General features: G+C 42.8%; 17 protein-coding genes and 1 pseudogene. 1 reads left to right on the forward strand and 17 read right to left on the reverse strand.

The window, feature by feature from the left end; translation table 11 throughout:
• Positions 1-32 precede the first annotated feature (32 nt).
• From V7K61_RS15510 to V7K61_RS15545, 8 genes are all read right to left on the reverse strand, one after another.
• A complete protein-coding gene (locus V7K61_RS15510) occupies positions 33-545 on the reverse strand; it encodes a YybH family protein (protein WP_335054369.1) in 513 nt (170 codons plus the stop codon).
• Positions 546-672: 127 nt separating this feature from the next.
• The gene (locus tag V7K61_RS15515) at positions 673-1,524 is read right to left on the reverse strand and encodes an alpha/beta fold hydrolase (RefSeq protein WP_335054371.1); all 852 of its coding nucleotides are present in this window, start codon (positions 1,522-1,524) and stop codon (positions 673-675) included.
• Between the two features lie 88 nt (positions 1,525-1,612).
• Positions 1,613-2,392 carry a hypothetical protein gene (locus V7K61_RS15520; protein WP_335054373.1) on the reverse strand — a complete coding sequence of 260 codons (780 nt, stop codon included), beginning with the start codon at positions 2,390-2,392 and terminating at the stop codon, positions 1,613-1,615.
• On the reverse strand, positions 2,385-2,537 hold the full coding sequence (locus V7K61_RS15525; protein WP_335054375.1) for a hypothetical protein: 153 nt from the start codon (positions 2,535-2,537) through the stop codon (positions 2,385-2,387). Before V7K61_RS15525 ends, V7K61_RS15520 begins: the two co-directional genes overlap by 8 nt.
• Positions 2,506-3,363: an SDR family NAD(P)-dependent oxidoreductase gene (locus V7K61_RS15530; RefSeq protein ID WP_335054377.1), complete on the reverse strand. Its 858-nt coding sequence runs from the start codon at positions 3,361-3,363 to the stop codon at positions 2,506-2,508. Before V7K61_RS15530 ends, V7K61_RS15525 begins: the two co-directional genes overlap by 32 nt.
• Before the next feature lie 154 nt (positions 3,364-3,517).
• Positions 3,518-4,087, reverse strand: a complete 570-nt coding sequence (locus V7K61_RS15535) for a DsbA family protein (protein ID WP_335054379.1) — start codon at positions 4,085-4,087, stop codon at positions 3,518-3,520.
• Between the two features lie 218 nt (positions 4,088-4,305).
• Positions 4,306-4,935: a response regulator transcription factor gene (locus V7K61_RS15540; protein ID WP_335054381.1), complete on the reverse strand. Its 630-nt coding sequence runs from the start codon at positions 4,933-4,935 to the stop codon at positions 4,306-4,308.
• Entirely contained in the window at positions 4,932-10,940 is a 6,009-nt protein-coding gene (locus V7K61_RS15545) for an AAA family ATPase (protein ID WP_335054383.1), read from the reverse strand. The genes V7K61_RS15540 and V7K61_RS15545 overlap by 4 nt, the downstream gene beginning before the upstream one ends.
• A gap of 95 nt (positions 10,941-11,035) precedes the next feature.
• Between V7K61_RS15545 and V7K61_RS15550 the strand changes: the two are divergent.
• Positions 11,036-11,170: pseudogene (locus tag V7K61_RS15550) on the forward strand (IS5-like element ISMra2 family transposase); the annotation flags it as partial.
• Between the two features lie 26 nt (positions 11,171-11,196).
• Here the strand turns inward: V7K61_RS15550 and V7K61_RS15555 are convergent.
• From V7K61_RS15555 to V7K61_RS15595, 9 genes are all read right to left on the reverse strand, one after another.
• Entirely contained in the window at positions 11,197-11,655 is a 459-nt protein-coding gene (locus tag V7K61_RS15555; RefSeq protein ID WP_335054385.1) for a hypothetical protein, read from the reverse strand.
• Positions 11,656-12,790: 1,135 nt separating this feature from the next.
• Positions 12,791-14,647: an ABC transporter ATP-binding protein gene (locus V7K61_RS15560; RefSeq protein WP_335054387.1), complete on the reverse strand. Its 1,857-nt coding sequence runs from the start codon at positions 14,645-14,647 to the stop codon at positions 12,791-12,793.
• Positions 14,648-14,719: 72 nt separating this feature from the next.
• Positions 14,720-16,480 (reverse strand): ABC transporter ATP-binding protein, encoded by a 1,761-nt coding sequence (locus V7K61_RS15565; protein ID WP_335054477.1) that lies wholly within the window; start codon positions 16,478-16,480, stop codon positions 14,720-14,722.
• On the reverse strand, positions 16,480-17,475 hold the full coding sequence (locus tag V7K61_RS15570; RefSeq protein WP_335054389.1) for a sucrase ferredoxin: 996 nt from the start codon (positions 17,473-17,475) through the stop codon (positions 16,480-16,482). The genes V7K61_RS15565 and V7K61_RS15570 overlap by 1 nt, the downstream gene beginning before the upstream one ends.
• A 109-nt stretch (positions 17,476-17,584) precedes the next feature.
• Positions 17,585-18,544 carry an iron-siderophore ABC transporter substrate-binding protein gene (locus V7K61_RS15575; protein WP_335054391.1) on the reverse strand — a complete coding sequence of 320 codons (960 nt, stop codon included), beginning with the start codon at positions 18,542-18,544 and terminating at the stop codon, positions 17,585-17,587.
• A gap of 41 nt (positions 18,545-18,585) precedes the next feature.
• Positions 18,586-21,156: a TonB-dependent receptor gene (locus V7K61_RS15580; protein ID WP_335054393.1), complete on the reverse strand. Its 2,571-nt coding sequence runs from the start codon at positions 21,154-21,156 to the stop codon at positions 18,586-18,588.
• Between the two features lie 163 nt (positions 21,157-21,319).
• Positions 21,320-22,300, reverse strand: a complete 981-nt coding sequence (locus tag V7K61_RS15585; RefSeq protein ID WP_335054395.1) for a helix-turn-helix transcriptional regulator — start codon at positions 22,298-22,300, stop codon at positions 21,320-21,322.
• Positions 22,301-22,802: 502 nt separating this feature from the next.
• Positions 22,803-23,228, reverse strand: a complete 426-nt coding sequence (locus tag V7K61_RS15590; RefSeq protein WP_335054397.1) for a class I SAM-dependent methyltransferase — start codon at positions 23,226-23,228, stop codon at positions 22,803-22,805.
• A 63-nt stretch (positions 23,229-23,291) separates the two neighbouring features.
• On the reverse strand, positions 23,292-24,731 hold the full coding sequence (locus tag V7K61_RS15595) for an aspartate aminotransferase family protein (RefSeq protein WP_335054398.1): 1,440 nt from the start codon (positions 24,729-24,731) through the stop codon (positions 23,292-23,294).
• Positions 24,732-24,784 lie beyond the last annotated feature (53 nt).

The following is a 24,784-nucleotide window of genomic DNA, read 5'->3' on the forward strand; positions in this document are numbered from 1 at the left end:
TTTATGTTTATCGCATCAATCTGTTGTGGAGATCACGCCACAACTTTATCGTTTACAGCAAGTTGATACGCTTCTAGCAGTTTCACATTGTCGATCGATCCGTGATGATGAATCTGTCGCCACCCACCGTCATTTTCTGAGTACTGAAAACAGCGGCTCGTTCTGAATCTAAGTGGAATAATGCGATCTTTAGTTGTAAATTCACCGCGCTCTTCTCCAGCAAAGATGGCTGTCTTTCCACTGAAGTACTCTACAATATCCTCGAACTCAACCCAGACGTTTAACGATCCTGTGAAAAGTTTGGAGTAGAGATCGCGAATCGGTTCATAGCCTCGGAGCATTCCTCCCACCGGATTGTTTAGTTGAACCAGTGGACTGTTGAGCCAAATCTGAGTAAGTGTCTCAATCGAGTGCTGATTGAAGGCATAATAGAACGTTTCAAGTGCCGCACGCGCCCCTGCTTCTGATGGCTGAGTCGCTTCATTAAGCAAGTTACGAGCCGTTTTGCCATAGCCCGTGGTGAAATGGTTTACTATAAAGGTCATTGATTTTGCTCTCCGTTTTCTTATCCGGGCGTGGGATTTGTGACTTCAAGGGGCGATGGCTTTGCCCGCCGCAGGCATCGCTTACGGCTTTCTTGTGATGCAGATGTTCTATAATTCTTGCATTGCTTCAATTGTGGGAATTTTTTCTCGATAAGAACTGCAAAACTCGTCGGTTGAACTTTTCTGGATTCTCGATGAACATGAAATGTCCGCCGCCTTCAGCCGCTTCAAAGATTTCCAACTCAGAGTTAGGAATACTTTGATTAATCCAGGACTGCGATTGCCACGGAATAATACTTTTTCTGCCACCAATAATCAGGGTTGGCTGACGAATCCTGACAATTTGATCGCGCCAGTCTGTATGGAGATGGTTGTATAGCAGCGTCGCAGCGATCGCTCGCGGCAAGCGTTGGTTGCACTCGACAATCCACTCGAACTGTTCTTTTGACATCGCTGGCGTGACCATTGAAGTCAAGAGGTTTCGAGTAAATTTCTCAGCTTCACTATTCTCTAGAGCGTGTACTGCTGCATTGAGTTGTTCAGCAGTAAAAATTGCCCCAGATGCTGCTATTTCTTGAGCGTTCCAATGCGATCGCAACGTTCCCAGTGGCGATTGATCAACCAACACCAACCGATCAATTTCATCTAAGCCGAATAGGTCGAGATAGCTCCAGATAATGGCACATCCCATTGAATGACCTAGTAGATGCGGCTTTTCGAGTTGCAGAGTGCCGATCAATTCCTGAATATCTTTGGATAGGCGAGAGATTCGATAACCGAACGATACTTTTTCTGACTCACCGTGTCCTCGCAAATCGACCGCAATCGTATGATAATGTTCGGCAAAAACAGGAATTTGATATTTGAATTGTTCCGCAGACTGCGACCAACCGGGAAGCAGCACGATTGGTTTTCCTCTACCCGCACTGATGTAGCTCAATTGGGCGCCATCGGACGTTTTGAATGTTTTTCTTTGCATGTTGTCCTTGCCTGGCGTCAACAATCAGGCGCTTTGGCTCTAAATGTTTTAGTCGCGCCAATTAGATTCCAAAATAAGCTTTTCACTATCAAAGCGTTCCTGAGACTAATTCATTGCCTGAGGGTTGGAAATTAATGGCTGGTTCTAGCTCACTGAACTTGATGTCGCTGAGTTGGATCGATACAATAAGGGGTTCCTTGAGGGGTGACAAGTCAGGCTGCCGGATGTAAACCAGACGCTTGGTGGGTATGATAATCCCCGATACCTCTGTATGATCCCAAAGATAATGCACACTAGGTATGCCCCCGCTGATTTCCACATCGTAATCGTGCCGTCGGATTAACCCATATTTGTCGATGTAAAAGGTCTGCACTTTACTGTGCGTGGCGATGTAAGGCGGAAAGGTCACTTGCAGTCTTCGCCAGGTTTCGCCGTTTTCCTGCCAGGGTTCTATTTCTTCTACTTCATAACCCGGTAACGTGAAGGTGAACGGGCTGGTTAAATAATTCCACATCGCATAGCCAGCAAAATAAGCTAACTGAAGGTTTGTCCACGGGGTTTGCTGGGTGTGATCCTTAAAGGACGATCGCGGATGCAGTAGTTCTTCAATTACTGTGCCATCTGTGGCTTCAATTGCCACCCGTTCTGCTTCCAGTGAAGTATGTTGATTAGGAGCGCCAAAAGGGGTATGGGATGCCCATTCGCGTTGCAGATCAACAGTTACATCGATCTCATCCAACATTCCGGCTTTGCCTTTGATGTTCCAAAGTACCCCGCCATTCACCAAGTGTGCAGAAACCGCTTTAAACTGCTTCCACCGCTCCATACCGCCGTGTGCGTTGATGGTTAATGCTAGTAAGTCATTCATGTTCGTTTTCTAAATACAGGACAAAAGCTTGCGCTTTAATCTCGCTCGTTTCGGCACCGATGCGTCTCGCCATAAAGCGCTCAAACTCAGGATTAAATGTAGCGATCGCAGAGTCACGAGACGAGGTGATAGCGGGCTGCGGCATTTACCTGGTTGAAATTTGGGATCATGCTCTGCCGAGCAGCGTCGAAGGTTTTCCACTGGTTTGCATCAGGCAATGACGGCATGGTGACGGTCTCGCGGCGATCGAAGCCAACAAGGGCGGCATCCACCAGTTCATCAACTTCCATAGTAGGCGGTACCGCATTCATATCCCAACCCGCTCGCTCCCAGATTTCCGTCCGTGTTGATGCTGGTAGCACAGCCTGGACATAGACACCTTTAGGTCCAAGCTCAAGGTGGAGGCCCTGGGTGAGGAAGAGGACGAAGGCTTTGGTTGCACCATAGATGGTCATACCGAATTCCGGTGCTAGCCCGACCACCGAACTGATGTTGATGATTGTGCCATCGCCCGTCTTGGCGAACCGTGGGGCGACGGCACTCGTCAGCCGTGTCACCGCTGTGATGTTGAGGTTGATGATTTTAGCCACCTCGTCCGGGCTTTGATCTGCGAAACTGCTGGCAGTACTGACACCAGCATTGTTGATCAGGATACCAATGCGCGTGTCGATGCGTAGCCGCTCCTCCACCTGGGCGAGTTCGGCGCGGGCTGCCTCGATGTCGTAAACTATGAGGTATAGACCCTGAACTGAACCGGGCGCGGCTAATGTAACACCACTGCCGAAGATGATTGAAGCCTCCGAGCCAGGAGGGGTCAACTGCACCACTCGGAAGTCCTCACCGGTGACAAAATCGGCATCCAGCCGCCATCCCAACGTTTTATAGAAGTCCTTGGCTTGATCAACATTGGAGACGGGCAATACCACAACTTCAAGCTTCATGTTTTGACTGTTTAGGGAGTTGCTACTCATTTTGTTCTCCTTTAGGTTGATGGGTTTGATGTTCAGATTGGTTAGTTTTCATTCTTGGGCGATCGCAATGCGACCATCGCTCAATTCAGAACACTCAAGTTCTTTGAGCAAAAACGCAACTTAATCGTTCTGCTTTGAATTGTGTGATTGAGGATCAAAGCACTTCATTACTTGCAGCGATAATGGCTGCCATTAACTGCTCCATGTTCCAGTGAGCGCGATACCGAATTCCATTAATAAATAAAGCTGGTGCAGTTACTACTCCACTTTGGCGACCACTTTCGATATCTTGATTGATGCGGTCAACATGGACTTGTTTGGAGATATGCTGCAAAAATTGGCAGATGTCGAGACCTAAATCATTGGCATACTCAACGAGATAGCCGTTTCCCAATGCTTCTTGGTGGTTGAGCAGCATCTCGTGCATCTGCCAAAATTGACCTTGCGCTGCTGCTGCTTCCGCTGCTTCTGCTGCCTTTTGTGCTTGAGGATAGATTGAATGTTCGATAAAGTGACGAAACACTACACAAATTGAATTTTTCTCAGTCAGCCCGGAATTGAAATCTTGCACAATTGCCTGAATTAACTGATGCATTTCCCGGAACTGAAGACATTCGTAATTTCCATATTCCACGAGTATGATCGGGGCATTGAGCATCCCCTGATAGCGATCGCGTTGGGAAGGTGGAACAAAGAGTTGATTAAGATGACTATTTTGATTCATCACACACTCTACCAAGAAGGTTTTTCATAGCATCGAGGGATTGCCATGACTCCTGTCTGTGATTCCTCCCGACTCCGTTTTTTCTATGTCTTTAGCTTATGAAACTAATTCAGCTTTGTCGCCAACTCAGAGTTGAGTAATTGAAGGGATGAAACAACAGCTGCTTACTATCTCTAAAACTAATCCTCAACCGAACTTAAGTTCAGTTCTCATTGCTTTCACAACTTGGCAAGTCCCCGCTTCAGAGCGATAATTACCGCTTGAGTGCGATCGCTCACACCTAATTTGCTCAAAATTTTGTTGATGTGAAATTTGACGGTACTTTCAGTAATATTCAAAGCCGCAGCAATATCGTGATTACTCAAGCCAAGCACCATCTGACGAACAACCTCTTGTTCTCGATCGCTCAACTCTGGAATGTTCATCCGTTGCACTAGTTTAGCAGCGACTTCGGAAGGAATATACTGTTGTCCTCTGTGAACAATATGAATCGCATTCAGGAGTGCATCCGGTTCAGCGTCTTTGAGCAGATAGCCTTTGGCTCCGGCGCGTAATGCTCGATAAATATCTTCGTCCCCGTCATAAGTGGTCAGTACAATCATCCGGGCATGGGCGAATTCAGCACAGATGGCAACGATCGCATCAACGCCGCTTACCTGGGGCATCCGCAAGTCGATTAAGGTGACATCAGGCTGGAGTTGCCGATATTGAGCGATCGCTTCCTGTCCATTGCCAGCTTGACCTACCACCGTCATATCTGGCTCATTCTCAATCATCGCAGCTAGTCCTTGCCGGACGATTGAGTGATCGTCAACAATCAAAACGCGGATTGCTGTAGACGGACTCATGCTGATACCTCCCGATGTACAGATACGCTCGTTTCTGTTCCCTGCCCTAGTCGGCTCTCAATTGAGAGTTGTGCCCCAATGCGTTCCGCTCGTTCGGTAATCCCCAGTAAGCCAAACCCCCGATTTAGGGTTGTATGATTGGCTTCAAATCCTTGTCCATTGTCTTTAATTCGTAAGAAGAATTGCGTTGGTTCATAAACTAATTCAATCCGAATTTCATTTGCATTAGCATATCTAATTGAATTTGTAAATGCTTCCTGTGCAATTCTCAGCAGATTATTATCTGTTTCAGGCGGTAACGTATAGGGCGTGCCGATAATATCACAAATCAGGCTGGTTTCGGTTGAAGATTGCATTGTAGCTACAAATCGTTGCAGTGCTGTCCAGAGATTGCCGTCTTCTAAGGATTGGGGACGCAGTGCTGCAACGGAGCGTCGAGCTTCTGTCAGCCCGGTGCGAGCCAAATCTCGCACGGTATTAATATGTGTTTGAATTGCTTGGGGGTTGGTTGCCACTAATCGAGAAACGGTTCCCATGTGAACCAGAATCCCCGTAAAGGCTTGCGCGAGAGTGTCATGGATTTCGCGTGCCATGCGGTTGCGTTCCTCTAAAATTGAGGCTTCTTCGGCACGTTTGCGATCGCTGATATCTGTAATCAGACCATAGTATCCTTTGACTTGACCATTGTCATCGAAATCCGGGATGAGAGAATTACTGATATATTTCTTGCCAAACACACAGGGAATGTCTGCCTCATAGGTTGTGATTTGCCCTGCCAGTGCTTGATTGATGTACAGTTGTACAACTTGATAAGCCGCCTCACCCAAGTTTTCGCAAATATGCTTCCCCAGAATCTCACCTCGACTATGGTGAAACCAGTCTTCATAGGTGCGGTTGACAAACCGATAACGCTGACCGGCATCTACATAAGTGATACAAACAGGTAGAGCGTCCGTGATCACTCGTAATTCCTGTTCTCGCTCGCGCAGTTCTGCTTGGCTTTGCTGTAAAGCTGCCGTCCTTTCAGTTACCTGTTGCTCTAAGGTGCGGTTGTAATTGGCTAATAGTTGCTCTGCTTGTTTGCGCTCTGTAATATCTTGAAAGGTGGCGATCGCATAAACCACATTGCCCTGTTCGTCAAAGACTGGAGTTCCCCATGCCTCAACTGGAATGGTTGCGTTGTTTTGGTGAATTTCTACGTCGTCAACTCTGGTGCGTTCGCCACTCAACGCCCTGATGATTGGCAGTTGCTCAGTTGGATATATCCGATCCGTTCCTGCCACATAAAGTTGATAAACCTCTGCAATTTGCTCCGGTGCTACCAAAGGATCGATCTTTTTGCCCATTAACTGAATTCCCCGTTGATTAGCGTAGTAGGGGCGACCAGTCGCATCCACTATTCCAATTCCTACCGGAACCGCTTCTAGAAATTGAGCCATCTGACTTTCGCTAGTGCGTAGCTTTGAATAGAGTTTGGCATTTTCAATCGCAATTGCTGCCTGAGTAGATAGTAAACTTAGAAGTTGCGATCGCTCTGCTGTAAATGCTCCAGTTACTAATCGATTTTCCAGATACAGCACACCAACAAGTTTACTTTGATTCAACAACGGTAAACAAAGAAGTGATTTCGTTTGGTTCTGCTGAATATATGGCTCATTGATGAAATTACCTTCACGAGTTGCATCATTTAAGATCACAGATTCATGAGTCCGAATCACATAATGAATGATGGATTCGGGTAAGCGATTTACCATTGAAATCGATTGCAATACTTGTGTAGCACAAAGATTCGCATCACCATTGAGTTCACAAGCAGCTTCAATCGCCCATTCTCCTGCGTTTTCCAAAATCAAGCATCCAGTTTGTGCGCCAGCATTCTCAATTAATATCTGCATCAAAGAATTGAGTAACTGATCGAGTTCAATTTCACGAGAGATGGCTTGAGATGCTTTCATCACCGCCGCTAAGTCTAAAGCGATATCTGAGCTATTAGAAGTAGTTCCAGCAGTGGTATGAACTAGTGCGCCAGCCACATTCAGTGACTGAGAAAAAAACTGGCGATAGCGAGTCTCTAAATCTTTGGCTTTTGCAGTTGCTCCCCATCGCTCATAGCAGTAATGGGCTTCCTTCATATAGAGTTGAGCAAACCTTTCTCGACCACGAGCCAAGTAATGTTTTGCAGCTAACTCATAGCCTAAAGCTTCTTCTTGAAGGTACTCGTTTTCTTTAGCACCAAAAATTGCTTGTTCGTAAAACTCCTCTGCCTCAAAAAACTGACCGAAAACTCGTGCTTTCTCTGCCTCAACTAACTGAAACTTATGCAAAAAATTCATGGGGGCGTGGTGTGCCCATTTCTGCATTTTTTCCTGGTTGGCGTTAACGCGATTCAACCAAGCTGCTTTTTCAGAGTTTGAAGCATTTGCCAACAAGCTCAGAAATATTAGGGAGTCATAGAAATGAAATAGAGGTACAGAGATTATTGCTGTGGCTGCGCCTAAATACTGTTCTGCCAAAGTAGCCGTTTTTGCAGCTTGCTCATACTCTCCGAACAGATAGCATAAAATCAGCTTATTTAAGTAAAAGTAGTGAAGGCTAGTTCCATCTTTGACAGCGATCGCCCGTGATAGTGCTTGCTCTTCGTCATAGATACAACCCACTAAGCGACTTGGATTTTCAGATTGACCTCGCAGGTTAAGGATCGTTTGCTGCAACATTGCCAGCCAAGTGGCAGGAGTCTCTCGTCTAATTTGATTGGTGGCTTGACGATAAATCGCTGTTTGTTGTTCCAGTTCTGTGAGTTCTTGTCCTGCAAAAAAGGGGTAATAACATAGGCTGAATGCACAATAACTGGCAAATTCAAACTCTCCACTTTCTATACCGCTTTGATAAGCATCCGCTAAACTAGGGAACGTCTCTTTCAGGTGGTCTTTCCAGTGAATGATATGAAAATTCACCATCAGCAATGCTTTGCAGTTACCTTTCTTATTACTTAATCTTTTCGCTAAATTTAAGGATAGTTTGCCAAATCGATAGCCCAGTTCAATATTTTGTACAACTCCACATAGCATCATGCCATAAGCAGCATAACCGAGAAGTGACCAGATAGCGTTTCCATTGGCGATCGATAAATTCACCATCTTGCACACAATCAGCACCATCAGAGCCGGTGACACATTAAAAGCCGCACCCACTGTGCTTACTAAAATGTGGATTGCCGCCAGTGGTACAGGTTCAGTCATCTCTGGTAGATCGATCAAATCTTCGATTTCCCGCCCAGCGAATTGTGAAGCTGTTTCCTCTAATCCTGCTTGAACATCTAACTGACTTGGAGCTTCCACTAAACTAATTCCCAAGAGTTGCAGCACTTCCAAGCCAGTTTTAAGTGCTTCTTTAGGGTCGCCCTGCGACAGCCATGCTTGAATTCTGCTATCGTAAGCTTTCACTTTATCGAGCGCTGTCTTCGCACAGTTAAGCACTTCTTCTACAAGCCGCTCCATTTCGTCAAAGTGACCACTGAGGTATGCTGCCTCTGCTGCCTCTGAATGCAACACCAAAGTTAGGTCATACTCACGCTGCCAACTTTCCACATCAAGGAGTTTAAGCCCTGCATTGTAATACTTGAAAGCTGCTTCATAAGCCGTCGCTGCCAACGCTTTCTGACCTGCTTGCAAATTCAGTTTGGCAATCTCATTCCGTTCAGATTGCTCACTGATTAACTCAGTTCCATAATTCAGTTGGTCAACAATTTCAAACAACCGCTCTGCTAGATGCTCCGGCGAAGTCTTTTGGAGTAAATTGCGACCGATTTGCAGATGTACCCCAAGTTTTTGCGACTCATCGATTAAGGTGTATGCTGCTTGCTGTACGCGATCGTGCAAAAACTTATATTCTTGAACTAATAGGTTTTCGTCTAATTCAGATATAGGTTGAATTAATCCAGCTTGAATGGCTACTAGTAAATCTAGAGAAATTGCTTTAGGAGATTGTTCGCAAACGATCGCTAACGTATTTAAATTAAATTCAGCACCGATACAAGCTGCTAACTGGAGAATTTGTTGTGTGTTTTCTGGTAATTTATTTAACTGGATCAGTAGCAACTCCACCACATTATCAGTGATATTTTGAGCTTGAATATCAGCTATGTTCCATTGCCAGCATAAGTTTTGTGCATCAAAGGTCAGTAGATTTTCGCTATGCAGCATTCTCAAAAATTCACCGACAAAGAACGGATTGCCCTCAGTTTTACGCAAAACTAACTCAGTTAAGGGACGAACGATGTCTGCATTCTGATGTAGCGTCTCGGCAATCAACTGATTCAACGGGCCCAGCGTTAATGGTGCTAAAATGATTTCTTGAAGCACTGCCCCTTGTTTTCGCAGTCTTTCTAGCGTTAACATCAACGGATGAGTTGGATTTACCTCATTATCTCGATAGGCTCCAATTAAAAATAGGAATTGGGTTTGTTCATCAAGCAACATCAGCTCGATTAACTTCAGCGTTGCTGAGTCTATCCATTGCAAATCATCTAAAAAGATCACAAGCGGGTGTGACTCTGAACAAAACACCCGTACAAACTTCTGAAAAATTAGATTGAAGCGATTTTGAGCTTCAGTTGCTCCAACTTCTGATACAGGCGGCTGCTTGCCGATAATTAATTCAACTTCCGGGATAATATCAATGATAATTTGTCCGTTGGTTCCCAAAGCCGTTAACAAGCGCGATCGCCATTGTTGAAGTTGCTCATCCGGTTCACCCAGCAATTGTTGTACCAATTTTTGCAGGGCATCTGCGATCGCGCTGTAGGGAATATTACGCTGAAATTGATCGAATTTACCCCAAATAAAATAGCCGCGCTTTACGGTGATTGGTTTATAAAGTTCCTGCACTAATGCTGATTTTCCAATTCCCGCATAGCCAGAAACCAGCATCATTTCGACTTTGAAGGCTTGATTGTCTGTTAGTTTCTGTTCTGAAGTTTGTTGTACAATATTTTCTAAAGCAACGCGACTGTCCTTTTCTGCGGGAGGCTGCGCCAACGGACACGCTACGCGCTCAAAAGCCGCTAGTAACATTGCAACTTCCTGATCTCGTCCATAAAGTTTTTGGGGAATTTGAAACTGATTCCAAACATCTAATACACCCAGTTGAATGCTATTAATTTGCCCGATTTTTTTTAATTGGTCAGCACAAACTTCTAAATCTGCTTTGATACCCCAAGCACTCTGATAGCGATCCTCCGCATTTTTGGCCATTAGTTTCAAAACGATATCTGAAACTGCTTTGGGAATTGTTGCGTTCAGTTCATGAGGCGGAACAGGTGATTTGGCAAGATGACAATGGACAAGTTCAAGAATATCTCTTGTGGCAAACGGTAACTGTCCAGTGAGCAGTTCGTAGAACGTTACGCCAAGGGAGTAAAAATCAGTACGATAATCAAGCAAACGGTTCATCCGCCCGGTTTGCTCTGGAGATAAGTATGCAAGAGTGCCTTCTAGAACATGAGGGTTTTTGAAGGTTGGATTGGTGCGGTTAAATCGAGTAGCAATTCCGAAATCAATAAATTTAACGACCCCAGTATCTAGATTGAAGACAATATTGCTAGGGTTGATATCTTTATGAATGACACCAGCAGCATGAATTCTGCCCAGAATACCTGTGAGTTTAATGGCAAGGGATAGAAAAGCTGATAAGGGCATAGGGCAGAAATCTGGACGCTGCTGTATCCATCTCTCCAGAGACTCTCCACCGAAATCTTCTAAAAGAATAATGAGTGTGCGCTGATATTCCTGCTGACTATATGCCTCGATCGCGCCTTCTAAGTTAAGCGATCGCGTAATTTCATATTCCTGCCTGTAGCGGATGATTTCCGATGCCGTAGGATAGTCCTGTTTGAGAATTTTGAGAATAACAGGCGTGCGATCTGACAGCTTGATGCCACGATACACCACAGAATTCTTGCTGGAATATATCTGAGCATCAACCGCAACGTCAGGTAGCGTAATCATTCTTATCACCTTGTCAAAGCATAAAAAGAACCGCAAGCCCAAATAGAATTAATGCTTATTATTCAAGTTCTACTTTGAGAAGTCAATCTACCTATTATCGCCAAAGTAATCAGGTCGAGAGATGTTTCAACCGTTTAAATCAATTTCGTCGCATTGCTACACGGTATGACAAAAAAGCTGATAACTATCTTGCAATGCTAACACTCGCTTCTATCATCCTGCGGCTCTAGTTTTAAAACAGACCCTAATAATCCCCTCACTCCAGACGAAATCCTGCATCAACTTCTATTTCTGCCTTAGCAATTGGGTCATCCTCCTCATCATTAAAGAACCCATCATCTTCGGAATCTTCTCCCAAAACATTTGATCCGACTGGTTCTGTCGCAACAGCTAACGACACAGAACTTGGCTCAGTGGCATCAAAAAAAGAAACCGAAGGAGGAACTAAATTAGCTGAAACAGGAGTTATTCCTACTCCGTTAGTTCCAATTGTTGGTTGTAAGCCAATTGCACCTTGCGAGAAAACTCCACTATGAGGATTAACAAGAACTATCTGGGGCAACCCCTCCATCCCAAACGTCCGTTTCATCTTAATGATCTGAACTTCAAGTTGCGCGATCGCATCATGGAGGGCTGACTGCAATTCAACACCAGATACCCCCGCAGCAGATAGCGCAAACGGTAGGTAATACGCCCGCAGCGCCTCATATCTCATATACTAACTCAGTTTGCCCTCGCTTCTTTGACTGGAGATAGCTAATTACTATACCGTCCTCCATATCTTTATTCCGCATGATACGCGCCAACTCAACCGAATCAGCTGGCTTACTCGCTCTCGCCATAACTTCTTTTCTATATAACGTGCAAATCAAGCTTCTCAGTAAGCTATTTGTCAATACTCTTACTTTAACCATACGGTGGGAGAACTCACCCCCGTATTTACTCCTAACTACCCCAATTTATACACTAATTACCCCAATTAAGTGAAATTGGGTTTGATTTTTGTCAATCAAAATAAATAATTAACTGAAAAATAAACTCTAACAATCCCCATAATTGAGGTATTCTGAGGGCAAATTAACCCAATTATTTCAGCATTACGTCGAAGTTAATCAACTTAGGATAGAACCCCACAATCCGCTCTGTATCTGATTTACTACAGTTGCACTCCACAACAGACTATTGCTGTCACCGTACAGTCCTGTAACTAAGACAAGGTATGTTTAGTAGGGTCATTTTATTACTAAGGCTATTATCAATAAACTAGATTAATTGACAGTGCCTTTAATACCAATCGTCTTATCTTGTATCACAAAATACTACCTTTGTAATATATCTACTGTTTGATAAATAAACAGATTGAAAAATAATACCTATAAATAATTGTAATTACGTATAATTTAATTCACGATAATGGATACCACCCACTACGCGATAGCGAAGCGCCGACCTGTCGGTTCGCACGCTGGCGACATAACCATACAATCTCTACAACCCAACAATTGCATCATTAAAAACAAGGTTTACGGCTTCAGTGTCAGTTACAAGACGAACCATAAGATATTACCTTGTATTAAGCTGTCGCGCATTTAAATTTGATAATTTAGCGCCAGAAAACGTTTCCTGTATTAGATTGTCTTGTAAAACTAGATGCCGAACAACTTATGAGCAATAATACTAACCATAATTCATGTCTTCGTCCCCGGATATGCCTATAGTCTGGGACTTGCTGCAATTGTTCGACGAGATTCATACTTGTTAGCTATCCATTTTTCTCCACCCTCTACAAATCATTATTATTTTTCTCTCGCTGTATGAAACCACCCTGATCCTGCACCTGGGGCGATCGCTTAAAAAATCCAATTAGCTTCCCTACGACTGAGAATTTCATCTAACTTCCCTTGCGCTTCTACTCTCCCTGCTTTCAAAACAATCACTTGGTCAGCGCGACGCAAAACTGAATTCCGATGAGAAACCACAAGACAGGTCGGTGTCCAATTATCTTGATCTGATTTTGTACTGTTAACAAATATCCGCGACCACAACGCCAATTCTGTTTCCACATCCAAGGCGCTGGAAAGGTCATCAAAAACCAACAATTCCGATTGACGCACAAACATCCGTGCTGCTGCTACCCGTTGTATTTGTCCACCAGAAAGCCGCACACCTTTAGAACCAACCAAAGTTTCTAGCCCTTCATTCATAATCGCTAAATCTTGCTCAAACACAGCCATTTTTAAAGCTGTGGCGATATCTTGATCATCTTTAGACAAACCCAACAAAATATTTTCTCGCAGGGTGTAGCTAAACAATTGAGGAATTTGGGGAGTATAAGCACTGCGAGGCGGAACAAAGAAATTAGCAGGATTTTCAACTATACGCCCATTCCAGTAAATTGCCCCGCTTTGCATAGGTAATAATCCTAACAATAGCCGCAGCAATGTAGTTTTACCACAACCAATCTGACCAGTAATCACAGTCAAACTACCGCGCTGCATTTCAAAGCTAATATCTGTAATTCCTTGAGTTGTACCAGGATAATAATAAGTTAAATTAGATACTCTCAATGATTGCAAACGGTAAGCGCTAGCCATACCTTCAGGCTTATCGCTCTCATTCTTCAAAGCTTGTTTTAATGGTGGCAAGGATTTCTTGCGAACATTTAGGTCATTAAGATAAAGACGATTAGGAGTCACCAAAGTCTCTGCTGATACACCAGACAGTAAGCTAGCCATACGTTCAAAAGAAACTTCTGTGTGTTTATACAACGTCATGAAGTTGCCTAGAAAATTAAAAAAGCTAGTTACAAAAGAGAGGTTATAGACAAACAAGGCAAAGTCACCCACTGTCAATTTACCAACCTTATTTTGCATTAATTGAGAAGCTAGCAACAGAATTATCCCTGTTCCCAGACTTACCATATTTTGAAAGGAAGAATTGAGAATAGCATTGAACAGGCTATCCTTAATCATCATCTGGCGGCGTTTATCATTCAGTGTGCGAAAATAATCCAGCACATTTTCTTCTGCTCCAGCTACCTTAATCGCTTGTACTGAGCCAAATATTTCACCTAAAATTCCTGTTACTTTTTCAGTAGCTTCGCGGCTGGCTTTTCTATATTTTTTAATCCGAGTTTCTGCTCGTTGAACAATCACTACCATCCCCACCACAGGCAGAAACACAAACAATGTCATTTGGACATTGATACTTAATAAAATTATTAAACAAATAACAGAAAATATTCCTTGTCCTAAAATCTCTGATATCAATGCTACATTTTCTTCTACTTGTTCGGCATCATCACGAAAGTAGCTAATTATTTCACCCTGAGATACAGTTGTTTCACCATCTTTACTAACAACCATCGGCTGTGCTGTAGGGTTTTTGAAAAGGCGGTCTAACAAATTATGTCGTACTAATGACCGCATAATGAAACGGTGCTGAGTTTTGGTAACACGCCCTGCAAATATAACTGCGATGTGTCCCAAGTTCAGAGCTAGTAATAATTCAATTAAAGTCAAAGGTGATAATCCGAATTTTGCCTCGTTAGTCAAACTGTTGAAGAATTCCCGAATAATTAATCCAGGTAAGGCAGGCAAGCCCATAATGAGAATCCAGAAGCAGCTATCAATTATGTATAATTTTGGTTTGTAACAAATAAGTTGCCATAATAATTCCCAACCTCTGAGCTTTTTTGGTGACACCATGATATTTTATAATGGGGTACGCCCCGCTACGCTAACGTAATTCGTAATTCGTAATTTACAAAGAGAAGAGTATTAGTTTAATAAATCGGTCAAACCAGTTTGTAATAATTGTGAAAAACGCGATTTAGGATTTTTAATTAATTCTTGTCGTTGACCATATTCACTAACTTGACCTTGTTCTAAAATTAAAATTTGATTTGCTCTTTCTATAGTGGCTAAACGATGGGCAATAATAATCCCTGTACGCCCAGTTAATAACTTCTCTACAGCCTTTTCAATCAGTTTTTCTGTCATGGGATCGAGGCGAGAAGAGGCTTCGTCTAGAATTACTAAACCAGGGTCTTTGAGAAACACGCGAGTAAATGCTAGTAACTGTGCTTGTCCCGCAGATAAGCCGCTACTATCTGTCCCCAAATTTGTATCTAAGCCTTGGGGTAATGAATGCAACCATGCTGATAATCCCAATGTTTCTAAGGTTTCATATATGCGTTCATCACTGATATTCTGGTTAAAAAAGGTGAGATTGTTACGGACTGTAGTTTGAAACAGTTGGACATCTTGAGTAACTAATCCCACTTTTTGAGGCAAATCTGTTAAAGAAGTTTGGTTAATCGGGACTCCTCCCAAGCAAATTGAGCCTGATTGGGGATCATATAACCTCAGTAATAAACGTGCCAGGGAAGACTTACCGCTACCTGTACGTCCCAGTAAACCCAGTAAATGACCAGCAGGTAAATTAAAAGATATATCTTGCAGTACCAAATCCCCAGTCCCTGATTCTCGTTCATTGTAGCCAAATGAGACATTCTCAAAAGTTACGGAAAGTGCGCTTTGAGGAAGTTGCTGTTCGCCTCCTGTACTGAGTTGAGATTTAACTTGGAGTAAATCTTGAATGCGGTAAATACTGGCTTCTGCTTGTTGCAGGTCTTCAAATTGGTTGCGAATTTGCTCAATCGGTTCACTGAGTAAATTGGTGTAATAGTACAGTAGATATACTGTGCCGATGGTAATAATATTTTGACTCCAAAGGTAAGCACCGACGCTTAAAGCGATCGCAGTCCCTAAAGTAAAGATACCGTTTGTTGTACCCCAAAGAATAGTACTGGCAAAACGCGCTTTGTGAAAGATGGGCAACCAGCCTTGCAAAATTTGGTGGAAGCGTTGCATAACATAGCTTCTAGCTCCATTCGCCCGCACATCTTCTATTCCCGCTAATTGTTCACCGACGAAACCAAAAAAATCGGCACTAATTTGGCGGTAACTTCCCCAATGGGGAACGGCAATGGAACGTAGGCGAATTAAAGTGGATAATGCCGTTAGGGTAAAAAATCCGATCGCTATTCCTGCACGCCAATCTTCTGCAAACAAAATTACAATTACACCCAACATCAGCAGCAAATTGCCCAAGATGTAAACGGTGAAATTGGAGAAGAATTGCGAAAGAGTCTGAACGTCTCCATCTACCCTCTCCAATAATTCACCAGGTGTGGATAATTTATGAAAGGATAAATCTAGTCTCAAACAATGCTCAACCAAGTCAGCACGTAAGGCATTGGTGGCTCTCCAGGCAAGGTTTTCACCGTAGTAAGTAGCAGCAATTGTGATCAGTTGAGTGATTAAAGCTACACCTATAAATAGTAAGGCGGCGAAGAGTAAATTTTTTCCAGAACCACCGACTGCGGCTGTGTCAATGAAATAGCGGAGAATTTGGGGGTTGATTAATTGTAGTCCGATGCTGGCAAGGAGGGCGATCGCAAACTTAACAACCCGCCATTTTTGGGGCTGGAGATAGTCTACAAGTAAATTCCAGTATTGCTGTAGTCCAATTTTTATCATACCAATTTCACTAGACTACTGACGTAATACTGCTTGACTTCCTCTAAAGATGGTTGTTCTCCTGAGTTAAACGCTGTGATTACGGAGCCTTTAACCTCTACCCTGGCTTGATATGCACTGCTGATATTTCCATCTGCTGTGGTGAAATCAATGCGAACATCAGCCCATTCTTGATTAATTTCATCACTTGCTAAAACTTGACCTGCTTTCTGATATTCGAGCCAGTTCCAACCTTCAAGCATCCAAATCTCTCGTTCGGCGATTTGTTCAAAGAAGGATAAACCACCCCAGCCTCGATAGTATGGATACAGTTCCTTTACTGAACCATTGCGTTGTACTAACAAATCTAAAATTTCTGGCTGTAAATGACCCCAGTATTGTCCTTGAGGTAAATCAACTAAGGTTGGTGCAAACTGGTGTCCACCAAAATGACTACATCGCCAAAAACGCAAGTTACTGTTAGTTGCAGCAGCGTATTCAGAACGCAATTTTTGATAAATCGGATAACCAAATCTGCTACAAGCTGCATCAACATTGCCGTGGGTGCAAACGAGTAATTCTCGAATGTGGTTTGTTTGTTGGCGATATTGGGTAAAATTTGGTAGTTCTTCTGGGTGTTTGAGTAAAGCTAATGCCAAAGAGCCAAGTAAAGCATGAGGTACGATAAACTCATGTTTCTCAAATTGGGCAAAAAATTTGGTCGGTCGGTGATAGTAGAATACACGAGTGTAATCTGGATGGGAGTATTCTTTGTCTGGTGCGATCGCTAGTGATCGAATTTTTCTACCACTTTCCCAAACAAAGTTTAATGCTTCTAATACACCCTGTGGTATGGGGTCAGGTTCCATCCAAATGTGATCCGGCCAGGGTTGTGCAGCTTCAATAATGAAGTATTGTTCTAATGTTACAGCAGAACCAATGGGGTCTTCACCGTTAGCTTGGGAAATCTCTGAACAAAAACGGCAATTGTTGCGAGTCTTGTTGATTGACATATTCATGATTACTTCACTAGATATATACAAATCATCAATAACGGTATGAGCAGCAAACAAATTTAAGCCGACCCATGCCTCATTATCTCAGTGTGTTGGGACATGGGTATTACTGTTCCTCTACTAAATATTTAAACAGGTCATCAAGAACGAGATTGGCGGCAATGTAGCCGCTTCCTCTCCAGTAACTATCTTCAACCTTGTACACTTTTTCAGCCTGTACTGCTCTCAGTTGTTTCCATAGAGGATGATTAATAATTTGCTGATAAAGTTTTGCTTCGGGATCTTGTGCGAGTAGAAAAATGATGTCGCCATCAGCATCCATAATACTTTCGAGGGAGATATCTACTCCCTCTTCCTGAGAAGGTGGGCGAGGAAAGCCGATGTCTTCTAGAATAGTGCTACTGATTGACTTGGTTTTCCCAAATAGGCGAATTCTATCAGGATAAATGGCAATAATTGAAATCACAGTATTTTGGAGGCGATCGCCCATTTGCTGCTGTAATTCTGCAATCCTTTGATTATAGGTATTGACGATTTCTTTAGCTTCGGATGTTTTACCAAATGCTTCAGCAAATAATTGGAAGCATTCTTTCCAGCGAATACTGTGGCCATCCCACCACTTTGCAATAACGGTAGGGGCGATTCGTGATAGCCGATTGTATAATTCCTGCTGTTCTCCGTAATCATCTGTAGCCAAGATTAAATCTGGTTTGAGGGTGAGAATTTTCTCTAAACTTAGTTGTCGTGATTCCAGACCAACACTGGCAGAAGTTTCAAACCTTTTTCTCAAGTAATAGCTCTTTTGCGCGTAAGTAGTTGTGCCTGTCGGCTTCAAGCCTAGTATTAAAGTAGCCTCCAGAGCAGATTCACCCGTAGCTATAATTCGCTGTGGGTTATTAGGAACACAGGTTTCGCCCATGATATGTTTAGCTATTCTGCACTCCGAAGACAATAACTCAGCAGAGTTAGTTAAGTTTCGTGAAAAATTATTAGCACAAGCAGAAAACAGCAGAATTGCCAGGAACGTCAACCCAAATAACCCAATCACACGACGAATTTTATGCATTTTGAAAAGTTGATTTGGTTCAACTTGAAGTACGAGAAAATCTAAAACTCCACCGACAGAGTTCCTCTCACCGTCAGCGGCGCACCAGGATCAATATTATTTCTGCGCTGGCCAGTACCTTCGATATAATCGACATTGAAAAGGTTATTAACATTAATGCCAACCCGCCAGTTATCACGTCGATAAAACATACTGGCATCAGTACGCACATAGCTAGGTACTTGAAAAGAATTATTCAAATCACCTTGGCGTTCACCAACATAAAACAAACCCAAACCAAATCCTAAGCCTCGCAAATCACCTGTTTGAATCTCATAAGTTGACCACAAACTGGCTGAGTTAAACGGCACACCATCAAGTAAATTACCAGGCTGTAGGTTGTCATCTTTGGTAACTCTGGCATCGGTATAAGCGTAGGAAGCAATAATATTCCAGCCAGGAAGAATTTCTCCTGTTACATCCAACTCAATGCCCAGGCTTCTTTGTTCTCCAACAGGAATGAAAAAATCTAGATTATCTGGATCAGTTACGCCAATATTACTCTTGGTGATTTCGTATGCAGCCAGGTTTGTGGTCAGTCTACCATTGAGAAACTCACCTCTAACGCCAACTTCGTACTGCGTGCCGCGAACTGGTTCAAGCAGCGAGCCATCTACACGAGTTCCTGAGTTAGGTTGAAATGATCTACTAAAACTGGCATAAAGGGAAATTGGCGGTAGGGGTTGATAGACGATGCCAATGCGCGGTGTAAAGGCATCGTCTTGTAGTTCACTGGATTCAGAGGTTTGATTAACAATGTCAAATCGTCCTCCTATTAACAGTTTTAAGTTTTCAGATAGTGTAATTTGATCTTGCAGAAAAAAGCCAAGAGAATTTGTTTCAGTCCTAAAAGAAAAACTATCTGGAAACTGACCTCTGCTAGGTCGGGAAACATTTCCGTAAACAGGATTAAAGATATTAATACTGGAAGTAGGAGCAGATGGAACAAAAAAATCTTCTGTTCGCCAGGATAAATCAACACCAAATAAAAGTGTATGCTCGACTGATCCAGTAGCAAACTTTCCTAGCAGATCGGTTTGTAATTCATAGTTTTTCTGTTCAAACTCAGTACCAAAAAAGGTTCTAGATAGTTCCCCAGTCTCTTCATTCAGACTACCAGATTGAGCGAAAGAGGAAATGCTGTCAACGGAAGAGAATCGAAAGCGATTGCGAATTCTCCAGTTGTCGTTGAAACGATGCTCAAATCGATATCCTGCCCTTAATTCTGTACTTTCGCTAAAATCGTCTGGTTCACCCAGAACTCGATCAAAGGGAATATTAGCAACGCCCGTACCAAAAGCAACCAATCCCCGATCAAATGGTCGCTGATCATTTACGTACTCAAATTCAAATGTTATGTCAGTGCGATCGCTAATATTCCAAGTAATTACAGGCGAGATGAAAAATCGCTCAACCTCCTGGTTAAAATCCCGAAAATTTCCTCCTCTCTCATAAGCCGCATTCAACCGATAAAGCAGTGTACGCTCTGAGTTTAAAGGGCCTGATAAATCAAAGGTTGGTCGCACTAAACCAAAACTCCCAGCTTGCAAACCAACAGAATAAAAAGGCTCTGAGAGTGGTTGTTTCGTGACGTAGTTAACAACACCACCAGGATCTAAATTCCCATAGAGTACAGAAGCTGGTCCTTTGAGTACTTCTATCCGTTCCAAATTGGCGGTTTCTACAAGAGGGAAATTGTCTCTAAAGCCATCGCGGAAATTCCCTCCAAATTGTTGAAAACCGCGAATATTAAATACCTCAGATGCACCACCAGATGTATTTCCCCGTTGGACACCACTGACATTACGCAGTGCCTCTGATGCTCGAATGGCCTGTTGATCCTCTAACACCTGTCGGGGAACCACTTGAATTGATTGGGGAATGTCACGCAGAGGTGTGTCTGTCCTGGTAGCACTTGTGGCATTGGGTACACTGTATCCGTCTTGCTCACCCGTTACTACCAATTCAATCGGCTGATCACCTTGAGTTGATGGTTGTTCTGGCTGAGTTTCACTTTCTGATTCTTGTGCTGGTGATTGTGTAGTCTGAGCAGAAGATACAACTGGGGTAAAGCCCAAAATCAGACCCTCGTCACTGTCAAACAACTCCGCAGTGGGTAATCCCGCCTCACCTATCACTGTTACTCGGATAGTATTAGCATCAAAGTTAGTAACTGTTATTTCTGTAATTCCTTCAACTGGTTTTTCGGAACGGAATGTGAACCCATCACCACTGGGTAAACGCAGTTGAGCATTGGGAATATCAGCGATAAAGTTATTATTGGCACTGCGATTTGTGATTTGTAACTGTTGTCCTTGAGTCGTCTGTAAAATCAACTCTATGCCTTTCTCCGTGGGAGTAGCTTTGACTCCCGTCACTTCTAGCAGTGTTGGGGAATTAGGGACTTGAGAAAGAAATTCTGTCGTAGTTATGGGATGTTTACGTAATCTCCTTTGCGTAATATCTTGCAAAGAACTGGATTGAGTCAAAGCAACTTGAGCAGACGCAGGTTGCACAATCAACGCAGATACAATGCCTGTCAAGCAAATGCTATAAAAAAGTTGTCGATTCACAGTACTCACACCAAAACCACAATTACATGACACCAAAAAGCAAATTACAACTAGAGTTTTAACCTGCTAGTTAAGAATATTTTTCAACTATCTTTCAAATATCTTTATGGTTATGTAGGTACTGAGTCTATCCCTTTACGGACTTTGTTTATCCATAGAAGGACTATTTTTGTCTATAAGCACTGGGATTCACCCCAAATTTTTTTCTAAAGGCAGCAGCAAAGTGACTCAGGTGAGAATAGCCAACAGCATGGGCAACTTGGGCAACAGTCAATTTTTGCTCCGTCAAGATTTGTTTAGCTTGTTCCATGCGATAATCATTCAGGTAGCCAAAAACTGTAGTCCCAAATATCTGACGAAAACCCTCCTTCAGTTTTCGTTCATTAACAGCAACTCGACGTGCGAGTTCTAGCAATGTTGGCGGATGAAGCAAATTAGTAATGAGAATATCTTTAGCATAGTAAATACGTTCTATATCATCTGGGGAAAGTTTGACTTTGGATTGATTCACCTGACGATAGTCTAGTTCTTGCGCCAGCCACAATGCCACAAGTTCCAGTGCCTTACTTTGTAGATAAATCTCTCGGATAAAATTTCGGTAGGGACAATTGAGAATCTGGTATAACACCGACTGCATTACAGGTGTAGTGGTTCGCAGTTCGTAGTTGGGTGCATTTTTAGCCCCGAAAAGAGGAAGTTGCTGGTGTGGAGATAAGTATTCTAAGTGTTGATTAATCAACATGGCCCACATTTCCGGCGTGAGGTTGATATCAACCTTCAGGTGTCGTTGATTACCAGCCCACTCTGTTCTACCTCCGCAACCGACATCCGACAAGCACAAGAAGTTTTGACCACCTTGCATCACCTCACCTGTATACAATTTACGGTTTCCCGATAGGCGAAAACCTATTTCCGGCCATCCCTCTTCAGGTGGTTCCTCCACGATAATATGGTCTAAAAATTTACTATTTTCAATATCTATAGAAATGCCATCAGGCAGGAAAGTTCGCTGCCAATATCCTTTACCAATAGACTCAGAATAGTTCAAAATGATATCATTTTCAGCTTGATGATGCAGATTCTCATTGATAGCTGTCTCTTCAAACATTTTATCCATATTTTTGATTGATAAGATACCAGCCATCTCTAGTTGCACACTTTTAAAGTAATCTTTCTCACTAGATTAGCAGCTATTAGATAATTTTCTCAAAAAGGATTTAATGAGAGGTGCAACTAAAACCTGACTTTTCTCGTTAAGTCTCTCTATCAACCTGCCAACCTTCTCTACGAGGCGCTACGCGACACACCGAGGTCGTGCAATAACCAGGCGTGCCACAAAGACCTGGATGCCAATTGGTGTTTTGCTTTGATGTTCTAAAGCCGCCAAGACGAGCAACAGCTTCCACGGACAGGGCGAACGCATCTTATTTACTCAGAACTAGCCCTTTCAGACAAACGAAGATACGTTGTTTCAGTGCTATCATCCTGAGTTCTCCACCCAGATTTTGGTTTTTGTGAAGGTTGAAATAACCAATTTTCGTGCCAAATTTCACCACCTTGAAAGGGCTATACTCAGAACTTATGCATTGATAGGAATTTGACTATGTGTATTCAAGCCTACCTGGCTTAGGCATCCACATAATCTATCAACCTAAGAATTCCACTAACTTGGTTGGCTGTTTGCACCCAATAAAGTAAGCTTTGCCTGGTCCCCAATCATGTATATCAAAGTCAAGTTCTGCGTCGTAGACCTTTATATCTCTAAACCCTACACTTTCTAAAGCCGCTTGAATTTCTGTTCTGGAATAACAATCTGGTGCATTCTTTTGGGCATAGTCTAACATGCCTTCCGAAATGTCAATTCCAGTAACTTTGTAGCCTTTCAAGTTTAGCTGTTGTGCTAATTGCCCTGTCCCACAACAGAGGTCAAGAATATGTGCTCCTGGGGAAAGATGTGGGAGCAATAATTTTTCTAAAGGCTGTAATGCCATCTCGCACAAACTTTGACCATTGCGCTCGTTGTATATCCGAGCATAAACATCGTAATTCAAATGCAGTTTTGTTGCAGACATAAGGATTAATCCAAGAAAATATGCAAACCTATTGAAGTTATTTACTATTAATTGAAGCTACTTTCATGCTTTGGCTAATTTGTCAGCAGGAACAGGTAAAAAACCACCTATTTGTAATTCTTCAACACTATCCTTGACTGCTTGAATTATGTAATTAATATCATCATCTGTATGGGCTGTTGATAGAAAACCACCTCCCCGCGAAAGGAGATAAACTCCTCTGTCAAACAGGTGATATAGTAACAAAGCCATGCTATCTGAGGCTGAAGAGTTTTCTGAAGGTGTAGAATCTTCTGAATAAGCAGGCCCGAAGAGTGAGCCGAAATTAGCCATCCTAATAGGTATTTCTTGTTCTGCAAAGTAAGTATTCAAGGCTTGAATAAATTGCGATGTGCGTTGATTTAACTCCTCGTAGAGAACTGCTCCCTGAGTCTTTAAATGCTTCAGTACAGCTCGTGCAGCAGCGATCGCCAATGGATGTTTACAGAATGTGCCTGCAAAAACTGTTGTTTTTGCTTGCGGGTAAGATTCATCTCCATAATTCCACATTCCGCCGTCGATACCATCCATATAAGCAGCCTTACCAGCAATAATTCCAATGGGCATACCACCGCCAACAATCTTGCCATAAGTTGCTATGTCTGCTTTAACATCAAACCAAGCCTGTGCGCCACCTGGATGAATACGAAAACCCGTAACCATTTCATCAAAAATTAGCACTATTCCTGTTTCTTTTGTCAATTGCCGTAATTGTTGAAGAAATATTTTAGGTTGTAAATTAGGTCGCGTTGTTTGCACAGGTACAACTAAAACAGCTGCTAATTCATGCTGATGAGCTTTTATCACATCTAGTGATTCTGGCTTGCCGTAATCTAGAACCAAAATATCTTCTACAATATTTGGCGAAATTCCTGGAGCAATTGGCACTGTAATTGGATTGCCGTCTACTATTTGTGCCTCAACTAAAGCGCTATCAAAATGACCATGATAAGAGCCAGAAAATAAGACAATCTTGTTGCGACCTGTTGCTGTTCGTGCAAGGCGAATCGCCGTCATCACTGCCTCTGTACCTGTATTGCTAAAGGTTACTCGCTGCATCTTTGTTAGTTCACAAATCAACTCGGCTACCTCACCAGCAAACTCAGATTGCGGTCCTAGTTGTATGCCTAGCTCCAGTTGTTCCTCCAAAGCTTTTTTGATAAAAAGTGGGTTATGACCAAAAAGATTTACTCCCAGCCCCATCGTGAGATATATATATTCGTTGTCATCAATATCCCAAATTCTTGAGCCTAAAGAGCGCTTACCTACAATGGGATAAAACATCTCTTTTAGAGGAAAACTGAACCCTCCTGAAACTCTGTTATCTGCCATAACAGAGCGGTAGGCTTGGGTCATTTGTTTTGATGTCTTTGTGTGTTTGGTATAGCGTACTATTAATTCATGTAGATACTTTTGTTGACGGGAAATCTGATTTTCTGTTGCTTCTTTATTTAGAGTTTCCATGTAATTTCCTCCTTTTTTAATTGTTTAAAACTAGGTTGTCACTTACTCATCAA

Source organism: Nostoc sp., assembly GCF_036918015.1.
In the GTDB taxonomy this organism is placed as follows: Bacteria; Cyanobacteriota; Cyanobacteriia; order Cyanobacteriales; family Nostocaceae; genus Nostoc.